The 20,290-nt window shown below is 65.7% G+C and carries 16 protein-coding genes and 1 riboswitch; of the genes, 5 read left to right on the top strand and 11 right to left on the bottom strand.

Going from position 1 to position 20,290, the window contains the following annotated elements:
* Window positions 1-414: 414 nt before the first annotated feature.
* From gcvT to NMQ03_RS04075, 3 genes are all read right to left on the bottom strand, one after another.
* On the bottom strand, window positions 415-1,563 hold the full coding sequence (gene gcvT / locus NMQ03_RS04085) for a glycine cleavage system aminomethyltransferase GcvT (RefSeq protein WP_255174494.1): 1,149 nt from the start codon (window positions 1,561-1,563) through the stop codon (window positions 415-417).
* Between the two features lie 12 nt (window positions 1,564-1,575).
* Complete coding sequence (gene gcvP / locus NMQ03_RS04080) at window positions 1,576-4,422, bottom strand: aminomethyl-transferring glycine dehydrogenase (protein ID WP_255174493.1); 2,847 nt, start codon at window positions 4,420-4,422, stop codon at window positions 1,576-1,578.
* A gap of 192 nt (window positions 4,423-4,614) precedes the next feature.
* Window positions 4,615-4,712: riboswitch (glycine riboswitch) on the bottom strand.
* 92 nt (window positions 4,713-4,804) lie between these two features.
* Window positions 4,805-5,341, bottom strand: a complete 537-nt coding sequence (locus NMQ03_RS04075) for a TetR/AcrR family transcriptional regulator (RefSeq protein WP_255174492.1) — start codon at window positions 5,339-5,341, stop codon at window positions 4,805-4,807.
* A gap of 83 nt (window positions 5,342-5,424) precedes the next feature.
* On the opposite strand from NMQ03_RS04075, the gene NMQ03_RS04070 reads away from it, so the two are divergent.
* Window positions 5,425-6,978, top strand: coding sequence for an MFS transporter (locus tag NMQ03_RS04070; RefSeq protein WP_255174491.1), 1,554 nt, complete (start codon window positions 5,425-5,427; stop codon window positions 6,976-6,978).
* An 86-nt stretch (window positions 6,979-7,064) separates the two neighbouring features.
* Here NMQ03_RS04070 and NMQ03_RS04065 read toward each other — a convergent pair whose 3' ends face one another.
* On the bottom strand, window positions 7,065-7,544 hold the full coding sequence (locus NMQ03_RS04065; RefSeq protein ID WP_255174490.1) for a Dps family protein: 480 nt from the start codon (window positions 7,542-7,544) through the stop codon (window positions 7,065-7,067).
* A gap of 221 nt (window positions 7,545-7,765) precedes the next feature.
* Between NMQ03_RS04065 and NMQ03_RS04060 the strand changes: the two genes are divergently transcribed.
* Complete coding sequence (locus tag NMQ03_RS04060; RefSeq protein ID WP_255174489.1) at window positions 7,766-9,322, top strand: APC family permease; 1,557 nt, start codon at window positions 7,766-7,768, stop codon at window positions 9,320-9,322.
* A 70-nt stretch (window positions 9,323-9,392) separates the two neighbouring features.
* Here NMQ03_RS04060 and NMQ03_RS04055 read toward each other — a convergent pair whose 3' ends face one another.
* The 7 genes from NMQ03_RS04055 to araB form a co-directional block, all read right to left on the bottom strand.
* Window positions 9,393-9,944 carry a hypothetical protein gene (locus NMQ03_RS04055; RefSeq protein ID WP_255174488.1) on the bottom strand — a complete coding sequence of 184 codons (552 nt, stop codon included), beginning with the start codon at window positions 9,942-9,944 and terminating at the stop codon, window positions 9,393-9,395.
* 183 nt (window positions 9,945-10,127) lie between these two features.
* The gene (locus NMQ03_RS04050; protein WP_255174487.1) at window positions 10,128-10,430 is read right to left on the bottom strand and encodes a DUF4193 domain-containing protein; all 303 of its coding nucleotides are present in this window, start codon (window positions 10,428-10,430) and stop codon (window positions 10,128-10,130) included.
* A gap of 92 nt (window positions 10,431-10,522) precedes the next feature.
* Window positions 10,523-10,726 carry a hypothetical protein gene (locus tag NMQ03_RS04045; protein ID WP_255174486.1) on the bottom strand — a complete coding sequence of 68 codons (204 nt, stop codon included), beginning with the start codon at window positions 10,724-10,726 and terminating at the stop codon, window positions 10,523-10,525.
* A gap of 76 nt (window positions 10,727-10,802) precedes the next feature.
* A complete protein-coding gene (locus tag NMQ03_RS04040; protein WP_255174485.1) occupies window positions 10,803-11,834 on the bottom strand; it encodes a LacI family DNA-binding transcriptional regulator in 1,032 nt (343 codons plus the stop codon).
* Window positions 11,835-11,873: 39 nt separating this feature from the next.
* Window positions 11,874-13,394 carry an L-arabinose isomerase gene (gene araA, locus NMQ03_RS04035; protein WP_255174484.1) on the bottom strand — a complete coding sequence of 507 codons (1,521 nt, stop codon included), beginning with the start codon at window positions 13,392-13,394 and terminating at the stop codon, window positions 11,874-11,876.
* Window positions 13,395-13,423: 29 nt separating this feature from the next.
* A complete protein-coding gene (locus NMQ03_RS04030) occupies window positions 13,424-14,152 on the bottom strand; it encodes an L-ribulose-5-phosphate 4-epimerase (RefSeq protein WP_255174483.1) in 729 nt (242 codons plus the stop codon).
* Window positions 14,149-15,909: a ribulokinase gene (araB, locus tag NMQ03_RS04025; RefSeq protein WP_255174482.1), complete on the bottom strand. Its 1,761-nt coding sequence runs from the start codon at window positions 15,907-15,909 to the stop codon at window positions 14,149-14,151. Before araB ends, NMQ03_RS04030 begins: the two co-directional genes overlap by 4 nt.
* A gap of 266 nt (window positions 15,910-16,175) precedes the next feature.
* Here araB and chvE point away from each other — a divergent pair, with 266 nt between their 5' ends.
* From chvE to mmsB, 3 genes are all read left to right on the top strand, one after another.
* Window positions 16,176-17,303 carry a multiple monosaccharide ABC transporter substrate-binding protein gene (chvE, locus tag NMQ03_RS04020; RefSeq protein ID WP_255174481.1) on the top strand — a complete coding sequence of 376 codons (1,128 nt, stop codon included), beginning with the start codon at window positions 16,176-16,178 and terminating at the stop codon, window positions 17,301-17,303.
* A 108-nt stretch (window positions 17,304-17,411) separates the two neighbouring features.
* Window positions 17,412-18,941 (top strand): multiple monosaccharide ABC transporter ATP-binding protein, encoded by a 1,530-nt coding sequence (mmsA, locus tag NMQ03_RS04015; RefSeq protein WP_255174480.1) that lies wholly within the window; start codon window positions 17,412-17,414, stop codon window positions 18,939-18,941.
* A 4-nt stretch (window positions 18,942-18,945) separates the two neighbouring features.
* Window positions 18,946-20,226, top strand: a complete 1,281-nt coding sequence (mmsB, locus tag NMQ03_RS04010; protein ID WP_255174479.1) for a multiple monosaccharide ABC transporter permease — start codon at window positions 18,946-18,948, stop codon at window positions 20,224-20,226.
* The last annotated feature ends 64 nt before the right edge of the window (window positions 20,227-20,290 follow it).

Raw genomic sequence — 20,290 nt, 5'->3', positions numbered from 1 at the left:
GGTCGCGAAGACGCCCGCCAAGCGGACGTGACGCTCCCTTAGACGCACGTCTCCGGAATCCGTCCAGTCGCCAACGCACGTCACCACAGCGACGCCGCAGCAGGAAACGATGCACCGGGCATTGGTTCGGCCGCCCAAGGGAATTCACGCACCTCGTCCGCCTACTTTCTCAGCCCGGGCCGCTGGCCAAGTCCTCGCACAACTGAAGCCTCCGCACGAGCGTCGGCGGAGCCGGACTTTTCGAAAGCGTGCGTCAAAGCGAGGAACTGGGCCCACGCCGTCCGGGTTCTCTGGCCGAGCTTGCGAGGCTAGGGGGACGGTGGGGCGCAGCACGCGTGAAAATGTCCGGTCCGCCGATCCCGAAGGTGACCGGGGCTACGACGGCTCCGACGGGCCAAGGCCAGCACGGAGGGACTACTTGAGGCGCTTGTAGAACGGGAGGTCGACGACTTCGAAGGGTTCTGCCTTGCCGCGGAGATCGATGTCCAGGGCTGTGCCGGGTGCCGAGTACTCGACGTCGACGTAGGCCATGGCGACGGGATAGCCGAGGGTGGGCGATGGCTGGCCGGAGGTGACCTCACCGACCGTGGCGCCGTCCCTGAGGACCGGGTAGTGCGCGCGACCGGCGCGGCGGCCCTGGCCTTTGAGCCCCACGAGGCGGCGGCCGGAGGTGCTGCCGGCGCGGGCTTCCTTCTTTGCTGCCAGCGCAGCCTTGCCAACGAAGTCGCCTTCCTTGGAGAGTGCGACGACGGGGCCCAGGCCTGCAGCGAACGGGTCACCCTGCAGGGAGAGCTCGTTCCCGTACAGCGGCATTCCCGCTTCCAGGCGGAGGGAGTCGCGTGAGGCGAGGCCGGCGGGGGTCAGCTCACCGTCGTCGGCGATGGCGACCAGTGCCTGCCACAGTGCCGGGGCGTCCGCGTTGTCCACGAAGATCTCGAACCCGTCCTCACCGGTATACCCGGTGCGTGCGAGCAGGAGTTCCTTGCCGGCGCCGCCCACCAGGAACGGAACCTCCACGGCGGCGTAGTATTTCAGTTCCGTCACCAGGGAGTGCTGTGCGGCCGGGACCAGGCGCAACAGGAGTTCCTGGGCCTTGGGACCCTGCACTGCGACCAGTGATGTGCGGGCCGAGGCGTCCTCCACCAGCACGTCAAACCCAGCGGCCCGTTCCTGCAGGGCTGCCGCCACCACCGCGGCGTTGCCCGCATTGGGCACCACCAGGAAGACGTCCGTGCCGTCTTCAGCAGCGGGACGGCGGTAGGTGATGAGGTCGTCGATGATGCCGCCGTCCTCATTGCAGATCAGCGAGTACTTGGCCTTGCCCACGGCCATGGCGGACAACTTGCCCACGAGGGCGTAGTCCAGGAAAGCGGCAGCCTGCGGTCCGGTGACCCAGACTTCGCCCATGTGGGAGAGGTCGAACAGACCGGCGGCTTTGCGCACGGCGTGGTGTTCAGCCAGTTCGGAGGTGTACTTCAATGGCATCTGCCACCCGCCGAAGTCGGTGAAGGAGGCGCCAAGCTTTTTGTGTTCGTCGTAAAGGGCGGTGTATTTCTCGGTCACGGTGCCGGTCCTTTAGTTTTCGAACTCTTCGAGCGGCGGGCAGGAGCAGATGAGGTTCCGGTCTCCGGCGGCGCCGTCGATCCGGCCCACCGGCGGGAAGTACTTGTCCTGCTTGTGGTGGGCAGGGAACGCGGCCTGCTCGCGCGGGTAGGCACGGTCCCAGTCGGAGCTGACGACGGCGGCTGCCGTGTGGGGTGCGCGGCGCAGGGGTGAGTCCGCCACGGCAAAGTCGCCGTTGGCCACCTGGTCGATTTCCTTGCGGATGGTGATCATGGCCTCGATGAAGCGGTCTATTTCGGCCAGGTCCTCGGACTCGGTGGGCTCCACCATCAGGGTGCCTGCCACCGGGAATGCCAGGGTGGGTGCGTGGAAGCCGAAGTCGATGAGGCGCTTGGCCACGTCCTCGGCCGTGACGCCTGTCTTGGCGGTCAGGTCGCGCAGGTCCAGGATGCATTCGTGCGCCACGAGGCCGCCTTCGCCGGTGTAGAGCACCGGGAAGTACTCGTTCAGCCGGGCAGCGACGTAATTGGCAGCGAGCAGCGCGGACTTGGTGGCCTCGGTGAGCCCTTCCCCGCCCATCAGCTTTACGTACGCCCAGGAGATCGGCAGGACGCCGGCCGAACCGAAGCGGGAAGCTGAGATCGCCACCCCGTGGCCTTCATCATGCGTTGCCTTGTTGGCGTCGCCGGGCATGAACGGTGCCAGGTGGGCTTTGGCTGCCACGGGTCCGACGCCGGGTCCGCCGCCGCCGTGGGGGATGCAGAAGGTCTTGTGGAGGTTCAGGTGGGAGACGTCGCCGCCGAACTTGCCGGGCTGGGCCAGGCCCACCAGGGCGTTCAGGTTGGCGCCGTCGATGTAGACCTGGCCGCCGGCCGCGTGCACGGCGTCGCAGACCTCACGGACGTCCCCGTCATAGACACCGTGGGTGGACGGGTACGTGATCATGATGCAGGACAGGACGTCCTTGTTGGCTTCGATCTTGGCCGTCAGGTCATCGTGGTTGATGGTGCCGTCAGCGGCCGTGGCCACAACGACGACCTTCATGCCGGCCAGAACGGCGGAGGCGGCATTGGTGCCGTGGGCGGAGGCGGGGATCAGGCAGACGTTGCGCTGCTCTTCGCCGCGGGAGTGGTGGTAGCCGCGGATGGCCAGCAGGCCTGCGAGCTCGCCCTGGGATCCGGCATTGGGCTGGATGGACACCTGGTCGTACCCGGTAATCGCGGTCAGGTCCGCCTCCAGGTCGGCGATCAGTTCACGCCAGCCTTCGGTCTGGGAGTCCGGGGCGAAGGGGTGGATGGAGGCGAATTCCGGCCAGGAAATGGCTTCCATCTCTGCGGTGGCATTCAGCTTCATGGTGCACGAGCCCAGCGGGATCATGGTGCGGTCCAGCGCAAGGTCCCGGTCCGACAGCTTCCGGATGTAGCGCAGGAGCTGGGTTTCGGACCGGTGCGTGTTGAACACCGGGTGCTGCAGGTAGTCGGAGGAACGTCCGACGGCGGCCTCCAGTCCGAAGCCTTCAGCCGCGGCAACGGAGGCGCCAAAGACGTCCGCGACGTCGGCGACGATGGCCGCCGTCGTGGTTTCATCGAGCGAGATGCCCACGGTATCGGAGTCGACGGGACGCAGGTTGATTCCGCGCTCTTCGGCATCGGCGACAAGCGCGGCGGCGCGTCCGGGGACGCGGACGGTAAGGGTGTCGAAGAAGCTCGTGTGGAGCACCTCCACACCGGCAGCTGCCAGCGAGGCCGCCAGCACCCGGGCGTGGCCGTGAGTCGTTTCCGCAATCGCCTTCAGCCCGTCGGGGCCGTGGAAGACGGCGTACATGGAGGAGACGATGGCCAGAAGGGCCTGCGCGGTGCAGATGTTGGACGTGGCCTTCTCGCGGCGGATGTGCTGCTCGCGGGTCTGCAGCGCCAGGCGGTACGCGGGCACCCCTGCGTCATCCTTGGACACGCCCACCAGGCGGCCGGGCAGTGAACGCTCCAGGCCCTTGCGGACAGCGATGTATGCGGCGTGCGGGCCGCCGAAGAACAGCGGGACACCGAAACGCTGGGTGGAGCCGACGGCGATGTCGGCGCCCTGCTCGCCCGGAGGGGTGATCAGAGTCAGTGCCAGCAGGTCAGCGGCCACGGTGACCAGCGCGCCGCGGTCCTTCGCCACCGCAATAGTGGCCGACTGGTCCCAGACCCGGCCGGAGGCGCCGGGCTGCTGGAGCACGATGCCGTTGATGTCGCCGTCGGGCAGGCCCTTGGACAGGTCGGCGACCTCAACTTCGAACCCGAGCGCCTCGGCGCGGCCCTTGACGATGGCGATGGTCTGCGGCAGCACGTCGATGTCCAGGACAGTCTTGCCGTCCGCTGCAGGCTTGGTCTTGTTGGAGCGGCGCATGAGCAGCACGGCCTCGGCCACGGCGGTGGCTTCATCGAGGAGGGAGGCGTTTGCGATGGGCAGGCCCACCAGGTCCTGGACCATGGTCTGGAAGTTCAGGAGTGCTTCGAACCGGCCCTGGGAAATCTCGGGCTGGTACGGGGTGTAGGCGGTGTACCAGGCCGGGGCCTCGAGGATGTTCCGGCGGATCACGGCAGGGGTGATGGTGTCGTAGTAGCCCTGGCCAATCAGTTGCACGGCCGTCTTGTTCTTGGCGGCGAGCCTGCGTAGTTCCGCGAGCACCTCAACTTCACTGAGGGCATCCTGCAGGCGGAGGGCGGTTTCCTGGCGGATGACCTTGGGTACGGCGGTGTCCACCAGTGAATCGACCGTGCCGTAACCCACGGCTTTGAGCATGGTGTCGACGTCGTCCTGGCGGCGTGCGCCAATGTGGCGGTCGACGAAGGCGGTGGAGGCTGGGGTAACCGACACGAAGGAACTCCATTTATTCAGGCGGCGCAGGGTACGCCACAGCTATTCGGGTCCCTCCCCGCTCTGTATTGGACCTGAGAGTTTCCGCGTTCCCTGCCTGGGCAGGACCCGCTTGCACCGTCGGTGAGCACAACAGCCGTTTCGCGTCCCCCAAGGGAGGCCGGACAACTGCCTGCTGCTTTCCAGAGGTGCCTCGCCGCGGCGGTACAGGGGCCTGCGAGATTCCTGGGGAGGATTTGCTCCTACGGCGCCTGCCTGTACTTCCGGCAGAACTCTCCCGCCGCAGATCAAAGGCTATTCATTTGTTGGATCATGACGGCCGGTGACAGCCCTCACAACTCTCCATTGTCCTACGCCACGAGCCCTCCCGGCAAATGGAAAACTACCTGCGGAGCCGTTCCAAGGCGGCCAGGAGTTCCTCCACATCAGCGGCCGCTCCGCCTTCCGGCGCAGGGCCCACGGAAAGCATGGCATTGAAGTACAAACCGTCACCCATATACAGGACAGCCTTGGCCAGGCCGGGCCCCACATCTGCTGCGATCTCGTCCAGCCACCGCTGCTGGATGGCGGCGAACCGGCGGCGCGTCTCTTCATGCGCCACCTCCGCAAGCCGCGTGGCAGCCACGATGACCCGGTCCAGCGGAGTATCCGCCCAGACGGAGGAGCGGATGAAATACGCGGCGGCACCTTCACCGGCCGAAGCCATCGCGTCGGCGTCCGCCTTGGCCAGCCCCTCCAGGCGGTCAAGCAGCACGGCGATGAGCGCTTCCTTGTTGGGAAAGTGGTAGAGGAGGCCACCTTTGGACACCCCGGCCTTCCGGGCTACGGCGTCGAGGGTTGCAGCACGCTCCCCCACTTCGATCAGCAGGGACTCGAAGGCGTCAAGGACCGCATCACGGGCTACAGGCTTTCGGGGCATGCCTTCCATCATGCCCTCCACCGGCAGGGAAGAAGGAATGCGCCCGTTTTCAAACTATACCGTCCAGACGGTACAGTTATTGCATGACGACTTCCCTCAGTCCGGCCCCCACCCAAAGGGACAGCACCGCCGCGCGGCCCCCGTGGCGGGATTGGCTTGCGCTGGGGCTGCTGATGTTTCCCGTGCTGCTGGTGGCAGTGGACAACACCGCCCTGACCTTTGCCCTGCCCGCCATCGCACGTGCCCTGGAACCAACCGGCCTGCAGCTGCTGTGGATCGTGGACGCCTACCCCCTGGTCCTGGCCGGGCTGCTGGTATCAATGGGAAGCCTCGGCGACCGCATTGGGCGGCGGCGGCTGCTGGTCATCGGCAGCCTGGGCTTCGCCGCGCTGTCCGCCGCCACGGCCTTTGCCCCCACCCCGGAGTGGCTGATCGCCGGCCGTGCGGCGCTCGGGTTCTTCGGCGCCATGCTGATGCCGTCCACCCTGTCGCTGATCCGCAACATATTCCCGGAGCCCAACCGCCGGCGGCTTGCGGTGGCCATCTGGGCGGCCGGATTCTCCGGCGGCGCCGCCCTGGGCCCAATCCTCGGTGGATGGCTGGTGGAGCACTTCTGGTGGGGCGCCGTCTTCCTGGTGGCCGTGCCACTCATGCTGCCCCTGCTGGCGCTGGGGCCTGTCCTGATCCCGGAATCCAGGGATCCCGCGCCGGGCAGGGTGGATATCCCAAGCGTCCTGCTCTCCATGCTGGTCATGGTGCCCGTGGTCTACGGCATCAAGTCAGTAGCCACCGAAGGCCCGGGCATGGCAGGGCTGGGCAGCATCGCCTTTGGCGTGGTCATGGGGATCGTGTTCGTACGCCGCCAGCACCGCCTGCAGCATCCACTGCTGGACATGTCGCTGTTCCGGAACAGGGTGTTCAGCATGGCCATCAGCGCCAACATCCTGGCCCTGTTTTCCTTCAACGGGTTCATCCTTTTCCTTGCCCAGCACCTCCAACTCCTGGAGGGGATGACGCCGTCCGCGGCGGGCATTGCCATGCTCCCGGCCCTGGCAGCCACCGTGGCGGCAGGCCTGGTGGCAGTCCCGTTGGTCCTGAAAGTCCGGCCAGGGTACGTAGTGGCCGCGGGCCTGTCCTTCAGCGCCGTCGGCTACAGCGTGGTGGCCTTCGGAAACCATGACGGCGGCCCCTCCCTGCTGCTGGCAGCGCTGCTGGTCCTGGCGCTGGGCGTCGGCACGGCGGAAACCATCTCGAACGACCTCATCCTCGGCTCGGCCCCGCCGGTGAAATCAGGCGCCGCGGCGGCGATTTCCGAGACGGGCTACGAGGTGGGCTCACTGCTGGGGACTGCGGTGCTGGGCTCCATCCTGACCGCGTCCTACCAGCAGAACCTCCGGCTGCCGGCGGGGCTCGAGGCCATGCTGCCCGGAGCCTCACTGCACAACGCCGGGGAGACGTTGGCCGGCGCGGTGGAGGCGGCCCTGTTGCCGGAATCAGTCGCGGGGGCAGTTCGGGATGCCGCGGCCGCGGCGTTCGATTCCGGCGTGCACATCACGGCGGCAATCGGGCTGGTACTGATGGCGGCGGCGGCAGTGCTCGCCGCCGTCGTACTCCGGAAAGTGCCCAAAGCGGCCTAGCAGTACAACGGCAGTGCTGTCCGGGGTAAAAGGAAGGCGTCCTGCGCCGGGGCAACCCCGGCGCAGGACGCCCTGCTGGATGTCCGCTACTTGGAGTCGGCGGCCGTGACCTTGGCGGTGGGCTTCATGTTTTCTGCCTGCACCATCCAGGCGAACTGCTCCAGCCTGGCAATGAACTCGTGCAGGAGGTCCGCGGAGGTGGGGTCTTCCTCATCCACTTCGTCGTGGACCTTACGCATGGTGCCAACGGCAGCTTCCATGGCGGCGACGATCCGCTCAATGGCATCCCCGGTGCTGATGAGCCCGTCGGGGAACTGGGCCAGGCTGGTGGTCTCGGCCACGGTGGAGCTGCGGCCGTCGGGGAGCGCGTGCAGGGCACGCATGCGCTCGGCAGTGTCGTCGGCGAACTGGCGGGCGGCGTCGACGATCTCATCGAGCTGGAGGTGGAGGTCGCGGAAGTTGGTGCCCACGATGTTCCAGTGCGCCTGCTTGCCCTGAACATGGAGCTCGATCAGGTCTGCCAGGACAGCCTGCAGGTTGTTGGTCAGTGTCGGTGAAGCTTTCATGCATCCTCCTCAATTGGTCCAGTACGGCAGACGCTACCAGCCGTGGACGGCGTGGCGGCAGGGCCAAAGGCAATTTCTCAGTGAGCTTACTAATTTCGAAAACGAGTCATAAACGAATGTGATTCATATTGCGTCTTGCATCACACGCCCGCCGCCCCCATACTAAATGAACGCCATTCATATAGTGACCTCCGTCTCACAGCCTTCCAGAAAGTGGTGCCATGACAGAGACAATCCGCACCAGTACTGCCAAACCCGGTCCGCACGCCCACGCGCCTTCCGCGGACGGCGTCAGTGCCAAGGGACTCAAGGGCGGCCAGCTCGGGCTCCTGGCCGTCGTCGTCCTGGGCATTTCAACCATTGCCCCCGCCTACACCCTCACCAGCGCACTGGGGCCCACCGTCAATGAAGCCGGCCTTCAGCTGCCCGTTATCTTCCTCATCGGGTTCATCCCCATGATCCTGGTATCGCTCGCCTACCGGGAACTCAACGCCGATTCCCCGGACAGCGGCACCACCTTCACCTGGGTCACCAAGGCCTTTGGCCCGTGGGTGGGCTGGATGGGCGGCTGGGGACTGCTGGCAGCGAACATCATCGTGCTGTCCAACCTGGCCGGCGTCGCCGTCGACTTCTTCTACCTCTTCCTGTCACAGCTCACCGGCTCCCCCGAACTGGCGGACCTGGCGGACAACAAAGCCCTGAACGTCATTACCTGCTTCGTCTTCGTGGCGCTGGCCGTCTGGGTCAGCTACCGCGGCCTGCACACCACCAAGCTGGTGCAGTACAGCCTGGTGGGCTTCCAGTTGCTGGTGCTGGGCCTGTTCGTCGCGATGGCCTTTGCCAACTGGTCCACCTCGGAAACGGCCATCCCGTTCAGCTGGGAGTGGTTCGACGTCACCAGGATCGAGACATTCGGTCAGATTGCCGCCGGCATCTCCCTGTCGATCTTCGTGTACTGGGGCTGGGACGTCTGCCTCACCGTGAACGAGGAAACGGCCAACGGCAAGAAGACCGCCGGCGTGGCAGGCACCCTGACCGCCGTCATCGTCCTGGCCATCTACCTGCTGGTCAGCATCGCCACCATGATGTTCGCCGGCGTCGGCGATACCGGCAACGGCCTGAACAACGCCGAAAACCACGAAAACATCTTTACCGCACTGGCCTCCCCCATCATGGGCCCGTTCGCCATCCTGATGTCCCTCGCCGTGCTCTCCAGCTCCGCCGCGTCCCTGCAGTCAACCTTCATGTCGCCGTCGCGCAGCCTGCTGGCCATGGCCCACTACGGCGCACTGCCGGAGCCCTTCAGCCGCATGAGCAGGAAGTTCGCGACGCCGGGCTTCGCCACCATCGCCGCCGGCGTGATGTCAGCGGGGTTCTACGCAGTGATGCACGTGGTCAGCGAGAACGTCCTGAACGACACCATCCTGGCCCTGGGCCTGATGATCTGCTTCTACTACGGCCTCACGGCCCTGGCCTGCACCTGGTACTTCCGCCACAGCCTGTTCAACAGCGTGCGCCACTTCGTGCTGCGGCTGGTATGCCCGGTGGTGGGCGGCGTGGGCCTGTTCGTAGTGTTTGTCCAGACCGCCGTGGACAGCCTGGCCCCGGATTTTGGCAGCGGCTCCGAGGTGTTCGGCGTGGGCCTGGTGTTCATCCTGGGCGTCGGCATCCTGGCCCTGGGCGCCGCGGTCATGCTGGTCATGTCCCGCACGCACCCGGGCTTCTTCCGCGGTGAAACCCTCAAGCAGGACACCCCCGCACTGGTCGTTCCGGAATAACCTCCAACACAAAAGGTGCCGTGCCCCGCCAGGGGGCACGGCACCTTTTGTGTTGACGACGACGGGTGGCTCACCAATAGTGCGCCACGTCGACCACCAGGCGGGAGCCGGAGCCCGGACCGTCAAGGGTGAACACCCGGAACGGGAGCCGGGCACGGACACCCAGCCCGATGGTGGTCTGGCCCTCGAAGCTTCCGGCCCAGACCACCTGGCGGAAGGTCTGGTAACCCGAAACGTTGGAAAGCTCAGCCTTGTCGGCGGGGGTGTAGGTGGCCTGGCCGTTGTTGTCATAGGCCGGCGCTTTGACGACGACCTGCAGCCGGGCGCCGCCCCGCGTTGGCACCACTGCCCCAGAGCCGTCCTGGATGATCTGGGGGACGTAGCGGACGGTGTAGCCGGGCGCCGGCGTGCCGCCCAGGTCAACCACCAGCCGGTCAAAGCAATAGTGCTGCCCGGTCCGGACATTGGTTACGGGCGCGCCGCTCATGGCGCCGTCCGACTTCATCAGCGAACCCCACGCGAGTCCGCAGTACGACGGGGTCGCCGAGGCGGCGCCCGGAACCACTAAAGCCATGCCTGCAGCCAGCAGGATGGCTGCCAGCCAGATGAAGAACTTTTTCATTGTTGTGCCACCCGAAATAAGGGCCAGTGGATGCTTCCAGCGTAGGAGCGTTCGCGGGCGGAAACGAGGGGTCATTTTGATAACGACGGCGGCACCGGACTAAGCAGCCCAGGCCAGGTCAACACAGGACAAAGAAGCGCCCACCTCGGGTGAGGTGGTAGCCGGGAAAACCAGGATGGAAATTTAGCCTTCGCAGTCGCGGCAGTACTTAAGGCCGTCCTTTTCGCGGGCAACCTGCGACCGGTGGCGGACCAGGAAGCACGACGAGCAGGTGAACTCGTCAGACTGCTCGGGAACCACAATGACGGTCAGTTCCTCGTTGGACAGGTCGGCGCCGGGCAGGTCGATACCTTCGGCGGTGTCGTTCTCGTCGACATCGATAACCGCGGTCTGCGCGTTGCCGCTCCGTGATGCCTGGAGGGCCTCGAGAGAGTCGACCGGCGACTCTTCTTCCTGCTTGCGTGGAGCATCGTAATCGGTAGCCATAGCATGTTCACTTTCGTTGCTGCGCAGCGCCATTTCAGGCACCTCAGTGAAGCAGTTTAGGGCATTATCCCGCTACCGGCGCAATAGTGTGCTTAACCAGACATTGGGCCGGTTTCTGCCGTTGTTCCTGCGTGCTCCGAGCGGGCGTGGCAGGCTCCGATGGACACCCCGCTCAAGGCCGGCAGCCAGCCCCACCGGGTGGCATCGGCCATGGCGCCGGCGGCGTCCGTTTCGGAGTTGAAAGTGAGGGTGTCCAGCAGCCAGCCGCGGAGCCGGACGAACAGGGTAGGCGTCATGCCTGAAACCTACGCAGCTATTGTTGTGGCCACGTTTCGCCGCCGTCTCCCCCGGATTAACTCCGCGGCCCTGGCGTTACCGCACCGGCGGGGCCGTGCTGCTGCGCAGGACGAGCTCGGGCTCCACCACAAGGGTCCGGGGGCCGCCCGTGCCATCGAACGCAGTGAGCATCATGTCCATGCACCGCCGGCCCAGTTCTTCAAAGTCCTGCCGGACCACCGTCAGCGGAGGACTGAAATAGCCGGCCTCGGGCTGGTCGTCGAAGCCCACCACGGATACGTCCCCGGGCACCTTGATGCCCGCCTCGTTCAATGCGCGCAGGACTCCAAGGGCCATCTGGTCGTTGCCAACAAAGAGCGCAGTGGCGCTGCGGCCCGCTGCCAGCCGCCTGCCGATCTCGTATCCGCTGCCCGCGCTCCAGTCGCCCTCGATGATCAGGTCTGCCTCGAGCCCGGCGGAGTCCAGCGCTCCCCGCCAGCCCTCGGCGCGGGCTACGGCGTCGATCCAGTCCTGCGGTCCCGCGACGTGTCCGATCCGGACGTGCCCCTGCCCGATGAGGTGTTCCACTGCCAGTTCTGCGCCGCGGCGCTGGTCCACCTTGACTCCGCCCACGGAGTCATTTCCGGTGGGACCGACGGCAACCACAGGCACTCCAATGGGCAGTTCCGCCAAGGCCGCCAGCGTCTCCAGGTGCGGGACGATCACTACTATTCCGTCCACCGACTGGTCCAGGAAGTGCCGGACGGCGTCCAGGATCGCGTCCCGGTTGACCTCCCGCAGCGCTGCGACGCTGACGAAGTATCCTGCGTCCCGTGCAGCACGTTCCACTCCCAGCAGGGTGTTGGCGGGGCCGTACTGCGAAAGCTCGCTGCCCAGGACGCCGATGGTCTGCGAGCGCCGGGTGACCAGGCTCCGGGCGGCGGTGTTGCGGCGGTAGCCGAGTGCGGCAATCGCCGCTTCCACCCTGCCGCGGGTGCCGGAACTGACATTGGGGTGGCTGTTGACCACCCGTGACACGGTCTGGTGCGAGACCCCGGCCAATTCCGCCACGTCCTCGAGCGTTGGCAGCCGGGGTGGCCTGCCGTTTGTCACGGGGTTCCGCTTCATGGCAGCTGCCGGGGCCGGCACCTCAACCGTGCCACTGGGTCAGATCCCGCCGGCCAGTTTGTAGTAGGCGGCGTTCCAGTTCAGGTCCTTCTTGAACTGGCGGATGGTGGTGCCTTCGTCAATGGTGAGCAGTTCCGTTTTGGCGATTTCGGCGAAGTCCTCGAAGACGTCCATGCCCACCTGGGTGGAGAGCACAGTGTGGTGGGCGGCACCGGCGGTCAGCCAGGCGGCGGCCGAGGTGACGAAGTCCGGCTTCGGCTCCCACAGCGCGCGGGCCACGGGCAGGTTGGGCAGTGGCTGGTCCAGGGGGACGACGTCGACGGCGTTGGCCACCAGGCGGAAACGGTCCCGCATGTCGGACAGGGCGACGACGACGCCCGGCGAGGCGTCGGCGTCGAACACCAACCGGACGGGGTCTTCCTTGCCGCCGATACCCAGCGGGTGGATTTCCAGCCGGGGCTTGGCGGCGGTCAGGGAGGGGCAGACCTCGAGCATGTGGGCGCCCAGGATCTTCTCGGAGCCGGGTTCCAGGTGGTAGGTGTAGTCCTCCATGAGGGAGGCGCCGCCGGGCAGGCCGGCGCCCATGACCTTGGCGGCCCGGACCAGGATGGCGGTCTTCCAGTCGCCCTCGGCGCCGAACCCGTAGCCGGGGGCCATGAGCCGCTGCACGGCGAGGCCCGGAAGCTGGCGGAGGGCACCCAGGTCCTCGAAGGACGTGGTGAACGCTGCGGAGCCGTTGCCTTCCAGGAAGCTGCGCAGGCCCAGTTCGATCCGGGCGCCGTAGCGCAGCGATTCGTGCCGGGCCGCGCCTGCGCGGAGCTCCGGCACCACGTCGTAAAGGTCCTCATACTCGGCCACCAGGGCGTCGACGTCGGACTCTACAGCACCGTGGACGGCGTCGGCGAGCTCGTTGACGGACCAGGTGTTGACCGCGACGCCGAACCGCAGCTCGGCCTCCGTCTTGTCCCCTTCGGTGACGGCGACGTTGCGCATATTGTCGCCAAAGCGGGTGAGCTTCAGCGTCCGGACGGCGGCCCAGCCGGCCGCGGCGCGCTGCCAGGAGCCCACTTGGCGGGCAACCTCGGGGTTGGAAACATGCCCGACGACGGTCTTCCGGGCGATGCCCAGGCGGGACTGGATGTAGCCGAACTCGCGGTCGCCGTGGGCAGCCTGGTTCAGGTTCATGAAGTCGAAGTCGATGTCCGCCCACGGCAGGTCGCGGTTGGCCTGCGTATGCAGGTGCAGCAGGGGCTTGCGCAGCAGGTCCAGGCCCTGGATCCACATCTTGGCCGGGCTGAAGGTGTGCATCCAGGCCGTCACGCCGATGACCGAGTCATCCGAATTTGCCTCAAGCGCGGTGCGGCGGATGGCATCCGAATCGGTCAGGACCGGCTTCCACACAATCTTGACCGGAACGGCGGAGGAGGCATTGAGCTGGTTGGCGATCTCCTGCGACTGGGCGGCCACCTGCTTGAGGACTTCCTCCCCGTAGAGGTGCTGGCTGCCGGTGAGGAACCAGACTTCGTATCCGTCGAGGGAGGTGTTTGCTGCGGTGCTCATGAATTCTCCTGGGAAGAGTTTCGGGCCGGTTATTGGCCGTAAACGTTCTGGTAGCGGGCGTAGAGGGAGTCGATGTGGTCCTGGTCGATGGGCAACGGCTCGCCCAGTTGCCGGGAAATGTGCACGGTGCGGGCCACTTCCTCGCACATGACGGCGGCCTTCACGGCGGACCGGGCGTCCTTGCCGATGGTGAACGGGCCGTGGTTCTGCATCAGGACCGCCGGGGACTTGGAATTCTTCAGCGTCTCCACGATCCCGTGGCCGATCGAGTCGTCGCCGATCAATGCGAACGGGCCCACCGGGATGGAACCGCCGAACTCGTCCCCCATCATGGTCAGCACGCAGGGGATGGCCTCCCCCCGGGCTGCCCAGGCGGTGGCGTAGGTGGAGTGGGTATGCACCACCCCGCCCACCTCCGGCATGTGCCGGTAGACATAGGCGTGCGCGGCGGTGTCCGACGACGGCGACAGCGGCGGGTTGCCCCAGTCCACCGTGCCGCCGCCACCAAGGTTGGTGCCCCTGACCGGGGTGCCGTACAGGTCGGTCACGATCATCTGCTCCGGGGTCAGGTCCTGGTAGGAGACACCGGAGGGCTTGATGACCATGAGGTCGGTGCCGGGCACCCGGGCGGAGACGTTGCCCGCGGTCCACACCACCAGGCCGTACCGTGTCAGCTCGGCATGGAGGGCGCACACTTCCGCCCGGACTCGGGCGATGGTTTCCAGGAGGCCTGTTCCGGCGCCGGTTACGGCGCTCATGCGGACACCTCCACAGGTGATTCGGACACGGAGCCTGCGCCTGACGGACCCGTGCGGGCAACTCTGCGCTGGATGGCCTTGAGCCGGTGCATGACGTCGTTGCCGCCCCGGCCGAAGTAGTCGTGGAGGGCCTTGTATTCCTGGAACAGTTCTTCGTAGGCGGCCGCGTTTTCGGGATTTGGGGTGTAGACCTCCCCGGGCTCGGCGCCCATGGCTGCGGCGGCCTCACGGATGTCCGCGTATTCGCCCGCTGCGACAGCGGCGTGGATGGCCGATCCCAGGGCCGGACCCTGTTCCGAGCCGATGGTGGACAGCTGCAGGCCGGTGGCGTCTGCGTAGATCTGCATCAGGAGTTTGTTCTTGAGCAGGCCGCCGGCCACGATGAATTCCTTGACCGGAACCCCGGCGTCGCGGAAGGCGTCCACGATGGTGCGGGTTCCAAAGGCGGTGGCTTCCAGCAGCGCGCGGTAGGTGTCCTCGGGCCTTGTGGCCAGGGTCTGGCCCACCACAATGCCCGAAAGCTCGTGGTCCACCAGGACCGAACGGTTGCCGGAATGCCAGTCGAGCGCGATCAGGCCGTGCTCTCCGATGGCCTGCCGGGATGCCAGTTCGGTGAGGTACTCGTGGATCCCCAGTCCGGCGCCCTCGGCAGCCTGGTGGTATTCGGGCGGGACGCCGTACTTGGTGAACCAGCCGAAGATGTCCCCCACGCCTGACTGTCCGGCCTCGTAGCCCCACAGGCCCGGCACGATGCCACCATCCACGGCACCGCACATTCCCGGTACCTCGCGCAGCTCACTGCCGTTCATGACGTGGCAGGTGGAGGTGCCCATGATCGCCACCAGCTGCCCGGAGTCCACCGCCTTCGCCGCCGGAGCCGTGACATGGGCGTCAACGTTTCCCACGGCCACCGCGATGCCCTCCGGAAGCCCGGTCCAGGCGGCTGCCTCCGCCGTCAGGGTGCCGGCAGCATCCCCCAGCTGGCCGATGGTGTGCTCCAGCTTGGAGCTGACAAAGTCCTTGAAGTCCGGGTTCAGGGCGGCCAGGAAATCCTCCGACGGATACCGGCCATCCTGGTAGATGCCCTTGTAGCCGGCAGTGCAGGCGTTGCGGACATACCGGCCGCAGAGCTGCCAGACGATCCAGTCCGCAGCCTCCACCCAGTGGTCCATCGCGGCGTAGGCCTCCGGGTCCTCCTCCAGCAGCTGCAGCCCCTTGGCGAATTCCCATTCGGAGGAGATCAGGCCCCCATAACGGGGAAGCCAGTCCTCCCCCCGTTCGGCGGCAAGCCGGTTGATCCGGTCGGCCTGGCCCTGCGCAGCATGGTGGCGCCAGAGCTTTACGTAGGCGTGCGGGCGGTTGGCGAAGCCGGGCAGTTCATTGAGGGGCGTGCCGTCCGCCTTAACCGGAACCATGGTGCAGGCAGTGAAATCCGTGGCAATGCCGACGACGGCGGCGGGGTCGATCCCGGCGTCCGCCACCGCGGCGGGGACGGCGGTCCGCAGGACGTCCCGGTAGTCGTTGGGCACCTGAAGTGCCCATTCCCCGGGAAGCCGGGCGCCGTCGTCGCCCGCGGTGTCCCGGGGCAGGACATCGGTGACCACCGCGTGGGGGTACTCATGGACGGCGCTGCCCAGTTCCTTGCCGTCGCGGACACGCACCACCACGGCACGGCCTGAAAGGGTTCCGTAATCCACCCCGATGACGCAATGGTCATGGCGGGACTCGGAACCGGGAGTGAACAGCGCATCTGGCATGGGGTTGCCTCCGTCCGGGAGGCAGGGGCCTCATTACCGGGTTTGTAGGGGTCAGGGTGTAGCTACGTGCTGCAGCAAGTGTGAACGCTAACAACGAAGAAGTCAATGAAGCCGAAAAGTTTCCAAATTCCTGCCAGCCACTCTTGTTAGCGTTCACAAACCGGTCTATATTGAACCGACACATCAACAATGTGGCCAGGACCCGGGAGCACTGGTGCTGCCTGGTCCACCAACACTTCGCGGCAGTGCTGCCGCGGAAGGAGAAAATGGTGAGAATCAAAAAACTGATGGGCGCGGTGGCCCTTGTCCTCGCCCTGACGGTGGGCGCCACAGGTTGCGGCTCCCGCGGCGGGGCCAGCGAATCCAGCGGTGCCGCCAAGCCCAGCGATTCACTGGTAGGCATTTCGATGCCCACGCAGACGTCCGAACGGTGGATCGCTGACGGCGCCAACGTGGAGAAGTCCCTGAAGGACCTCGGCTACAAGACGGACCTCCAGTTCGCCAATGACGACATCCCCACCCAGGTGTCGCAGATCGAAAACATGCTGACCAAGGGCGCCAAGGCCCTGATCATCGCCGCCATTGACGGCACCACCCTGACTGACGTCCTGGCCAAGGCCAAGGAGCAGAACGTCAAGGTCATCGCGTACGACCGCCTCATCAACGGCACGCCCAACGTCGACTACTACACCACGTTCGACAACTACACGGTGGGTGTCCAGCAGGCCACCTCGCTGCTGACCGGGCTGGGCCTGGTCGACGCCAGCGGCAAGAAAGTGGACGGCAAGGGCCCCTTCAACATCGAGCTTTTCGCCGGCAGCCCCGACGACAACAACGCCAACTTCTTCTGGACCGGCGCCATGGACACGCTCAAGCCGTACCTGGATGCCGGCACCCTGAAGGTCCCCAGCGGCCAGACCAAGTTTGAGCAGGCAGCCATCCTTCGCTGGCAGGCCCCCGTGGCCCAGAAGCGCATGGAGGACATCATCACCTCCGCCTACAGCTCCGGCACCAAGCTGAACGGTGTGCTGTCCCCGTATGACGGCCTCTCCATCGGCATCATCTCGGCCCTCACCAGCACCGGCGGCTACGCCAAGGGAACCCTGCCCGTGGTAACCGGCCAGGACGCCGAGAAGGGTTCCGTCAAGTCCATCATCGCCGGCGAGCAGTACTCCACCATCTTCAAGGACACCCGCCAGCTCGGCGCACAGGCCGTCAAGATGGTTGATGCTGTCCTCAAGGGCCAGGAACCGGAAACCAATGACACCAAGACCTACAACAACAAGGTCAAGGTTGTCCCGGCCTTCCTGCTGAAGTCCGTGATCATCACCAAGGACAACTACAAGAAGGAACTGATCGACTCGGGTTACTACACCGACGCCGACGTCAAGTAGTCAGCGTCCGGGGGCCGTGGCCGGGCCGCGAGTCCGGCCACAGCCCCCTCCCGCCGCCGCCTGCAGCAGCAGGAAGGCCCAGCTTCGACCAGTCAGTGGGAATTGACGATGAACACACCCATTCTTCAAATGCGAGGAATCACCAAGACGTTCCCGGGCGTAAAAGCCCTCCAGGACGTCACCCTGGATGTGAACCGTGGAGAGGTCCACGCCATCTGCGGTGAAAACGGAGTAAGCAAATCAACGCTCATGAAAGTGTTGTCCGGCGTCTATCCGCACAACAGCTTCGACGGGGAGATCCTCTTCGAGAACGAACCCTGCAACTTTTCCAGCATCTCTGACAGCGAGAAGCGCGGGATCGTCATCATCCACCAGGAACTGGCCCTGAGCCCGTACCTGTCCATCGCCGAGAACATCTACCTGGGCAACGAACAGGCCACCAACGGGTGGGTGGACTGGCGCAAGACCAACCTGGAGGCAGCCCGGCTGCTGGCCCGCGTCGGCCTGGACGAGAACCCGGTCACCCCCGTGCAGCACATCAGCGTGGGCAAGCAGCAACTGGTGGAAATCGCCAAGGCGTTGTCCAAGGAAGTGAAGCTGCTGATCCTGGACGAGCCCACGGCCGCACTCAATGACGAGGATTCCGGCCACCTGCTGGACCTGATCCTCCACCTGAAGGGCCAGGGCGTCACCAGCATCATCATCAGCCACAAACTCAATGAGATCCGCAAGGTGGCGGACGCCGTCACCATCATCCGGGACGGCAAGACCATCGAGACCCTGCGGCTCGACGAAGGCCAGATCACCCAGGAGCGGATCATCCGCGGCATGGTGGGCCGGGACCTGGAGAGCCTGTATCCGGAGCGCGAGCCGCGGATCGGCGAGGAAGTCCTGCGGATCGAGGACTGGTCCGTGCGCCACCCCCAGGACCACAGCCGCATGGTGGTCAACAACGCCAACCTGCACGTCAGGAAGGGTGAGGTGGTGGGGCTTGCCGGCCTCATGGGCGCCGGGCGCACCGAACTTGCCATGAGCGTCTTCGGCCGCACCTACGGCACCGCCACCTCCGGCAAGGTCTACAAATACGGCGAGGAAATCAACACCGCAACGGTGTCCGACGCCATCAGGCATGGCATCGCCTACGCCACCGAGGACCGGAAGCACTACGGGCTGAACCTCATCGAGGACATCAAGCGGAACATTTCCCTGGCAGCACTGCGCAAGCTCGCCAAGCGCGGCTTCGTGGACAAGAACCAGGAGACCGTGGTGGCCAACGGCTACCGCAGGAGCATGAACATCAAAGCCCCGTCGGTGGCCGCCATCACCGGGAAACTGTCCGGTGGAAACCAGCAGAAGGTGGTGCTGAGCAAATGGATGTTCTCCGACCCGGACGTGCTCATCCTCGATGAACCCACCCGCGGAATCGATGTCGGGGCCAAATACGAGATCTACACGATCATCGCCAAACTCGCGGCCGAAGGAAAAGCCGTCATCGTGATTTCCTCGGAACTTCCCGAACTCCTGGGCATCTGCGACCGCATCTACACCCTCGCTGCCGGGCACATCACAGGTGAGGTGCCCATCGCCGAGGCCACCCAGGAGACCCTGATGCACTACATGACCAAAGAGAAGGAATAGCGAAATGTCCGCCCTACGAGAATCGCTCGGATTCCTCACCAGCCGCCTCCGCCAGGTTGGCATCTTCGTTGCCCTGATCCTGATCGTCCTGCTGTTCCAGGGCCTGACGGGCGGGATCCTGCTGGAACCGCAGAACGTCACCAACCTGGTGGTCCAGAACAGCTACATCCTCATCCTGGCCATCGGCATGGTGATGGTGATCATCGCCGGTCACATCGACCTTTCCGTGGGGTCGGTGGCCGGGTTCATCGGCGCCGTGGCCGGCGTCATGATCGTGCACTGGGGCTGGCCGTGGTGGGCCGCCATCCCTGCCTGCCTGCTGGTCGGCGCCCTGGTGGGTGCCTGGCAGGGCTACTGGATCGCCTATGTGGGGATCCCGGCCTTCATCGTCACCCTGGTAAGCATGCTGATCTTCCGCGGGCTGACGCTCATCACCCTGAAGAACCAGCAGATCACCCCCTTCCCCGCCGAACTCCGTGCCCTCGGCGGCGGCTTCCTCCCCGATCTCACCGGTGGTACCTCGGTACTGGAATGGCTTACCGTCATCCTGGGCGTCGGCGCAACGGCGGCCCTGCTGATCCAGGCTTTCAAGGAGCGCAGGATCCGCCGGAAGTTCGACCTCGAAAGCGAGCCCCTGGTCTGGTTTGTCATCAAGACCACCTTCACGTCGCTGCTCATGCTCGTCATCACCTTCCTGCTGGCGTCCTACCGCGGCACGCCGATCGTCCTGGTGGTCCTGGCCGCGCTGGTCATCGCGTACACGGCCCTCATGAACAACAGCGTCTTCGACCGGCACACGTACGCCATCGGCGGCAACCTCCATGCGGCTGAGCTGTCGGGCATCAAGACCAAGGCCGTCACATTCCGGCTCTTCGTTAACATGGGCGTGCTCTCCGCGCTGGCCGGCCTTGTCTTCACCGCCCGGCTCAACTCCGCACAGCCCGCCGGCGGAACCGGCTTCGAACTCGATTCCATCGCCGCAGCCTTCATTGGCGGCGCCGCGGTCACCGGCGGCATCGGTACGGTGGCGGGAGCCATGATCGGTGGCCTCATCATGGGCGTGCTGAACAACGGCATGTCCATCCTGGGCCTGGGCACCGACTACCAGCAGCTCATCAAGGGCCTGGTGCTCCTTGTCGCGGTCGGTTTCGACATCTTCAACAAGAACCGCAGCGGTGGCGGCGGCGACATTGGCAAGCGCTTCAAGCTCAAGACCAGCCCTCCGCCGGCAGCAGAGAAGCCGGCGCCGGCCGCCAGCGAAACGGTGGAGGCAGGCATCAAGTAGGAAAAACCGCAACCGTGCACCTGTTGGCCCCCGTTGCCCCGGACTGAGTCCTGGCAACGGGGGT

The organism is Arthrobacter sp. DNA4 (assembly GCF_024362385.1).
In the GTDB taxonomy this organism is placed as follows: domain Bacteria; phylum Actinomycetota; class Actinomycetes; order Actinomycetales; family Micrococcaceae; genus Arthrobacter.
Note: the sequence above shows the minus strand (reverse complement) of the source record. Positions and strands in the feature narration are given on the sequence as shown.